The following is a 1,430-nucleotide window of genomic DNA, read 5'->3' as shown; positions in this document are numbered from 1 at the left end:
TGAGGCACACGATCAATCAAAAATAACGGCGAACGACCACGGAAGGTTTCACCACCACTGGTGAGCTTCTGACGGCTGGGTGAAAATGAAGGTAACAAATTACTTAAAATTTGAGAGCTATCACTGCTCATTTCCATCTGCTGTTCAATCTGCTCACGATTAATCACTGTGACCACTTGTGGCGAATCTTTGAGCTGGGTGTCAGAACGTGTCGAGGTAATCAATAGATCGTCCAGCTCAACACTCTGTTTCTGCTTGGGTGTGACAGCAACGGGGGCTGATTTTCTGACGATAGAGTAACTGCCATTGGATAGTAAGGTCGCCTCTAAGCCTGTATTAGCTAATAGTTCACTCAATAACGAGGATGGCGCTTTAGTCCCTTGGTAAGCTGAGGTCTGGATGCCTGCCACTACATCGGGGCTAAACGAGACGGTAATCCCACTCTGCACAGAAAATTGATTGAGTGCCGACTCGAGTGAGCCTGCTTGAATATGAAAGCTTTGTTGCTGAGTCACACTGTCTGCATAGCTGATGTTGGTTGTGAGATCAGTGCTCACCATGGCGGTCGTTAACATCCCTGCCATGATGAGTTGTCGGCTTAATGGCGACAACGTTAAAGGTAAGAAAGTGGTGTGTTTCATCACTAGTCCTGTTAGTTAATGGATATTAGCGTTGCGATAACGCTGCTATCTAACAGGCCGAACGACACAGCAGAATCGTTAACCCCCTTAAACAAAAAAATATTCAGACAGGTTCAACTTGTGCCCAGAAACGCGTGAAATAACGGACTTTGACTGGCAAAGTGCTACTGAGATTTTCTAATACCGCACGGGTGTCATTGATATTAAATGCCCCAGAGATACGAAGTGATGAAACGCCAGCATCACAATGTAATGTTCCTTTGTGATAACGGCCGAGTTCGTTTAAAAATTGATCCAGTCGCCAGTTGCTGACAATCAACATCCCCTGTGTCCAGGCATCCATATTGACGGGCATCAAACTCAACGAACCGTGTTTCAATGTGTTAAAACGCATGCAGTGGCCGGCTTGAACTTTGACGGCTTTACTGGCTTTTTCCGGCATAACTTCCACCGCATGTTGGCTAACGCCGACCCAGGTTGTATCATCATGACATCTAACCTGAAAGCCGGTGCCGAGCGCTTTGACTGTTCCTTGTGCCGTTTTTACAATAAAGTCTTGCTCAGGCATCTGTTTGCCTGTTTCAACAAGAATCTCACCACGATAGAGTGTTAACTCTCTGGCATGCTCACTGATATTCACATCCAGAGCCGTATCGGTATTAAGTGATACTTGGCTACCATCTGCCAGCTGTATTGTTTTACGTTCACCCGTCCCCGTACGATATTGTGCCATCCAAGTAGAAAAAGTTCGTTGTTTATAGGCCACGCCACTAGCACCACCCACGCTTT

Annotated in this window: 1 protein-coding gene and 1 pseudogene; both read right to left on the bottom strand. The window is 46.3% G+C overall.

The window, feature by feature from the left end; translation table 11 throughout:
- Positions 1–641: pseudogene (locus B4K20_RS12510) on the bottom strand (TonB-dependent receptor); the annotation flags it as partial.
- A gap of 103 nt (positions 642–744) precedes the next feature.
- The coding region (locus tag B4K20_RS12505; RefSeq protein ID WP_289283130.1) for a FecR family protein at positions 745–1,430 on the bottom strand (686 nt) is incomplete at its 5' end.

Source organism: Methylophaga sp. UBA5088 (assembly GCF_002414625.1).
Classification (GTDB): domain Bacteria; phylum Pseudomonadota; class Gammaproteobacteria; order Nitrosococcales; family Methylophagaceae; genus Methylophaga; species Methylophaga marina.
Note: the sequence above shows the minus strand (reverse complement) of the source record. Positions and strands in the feature narration are given on the sequence as shown.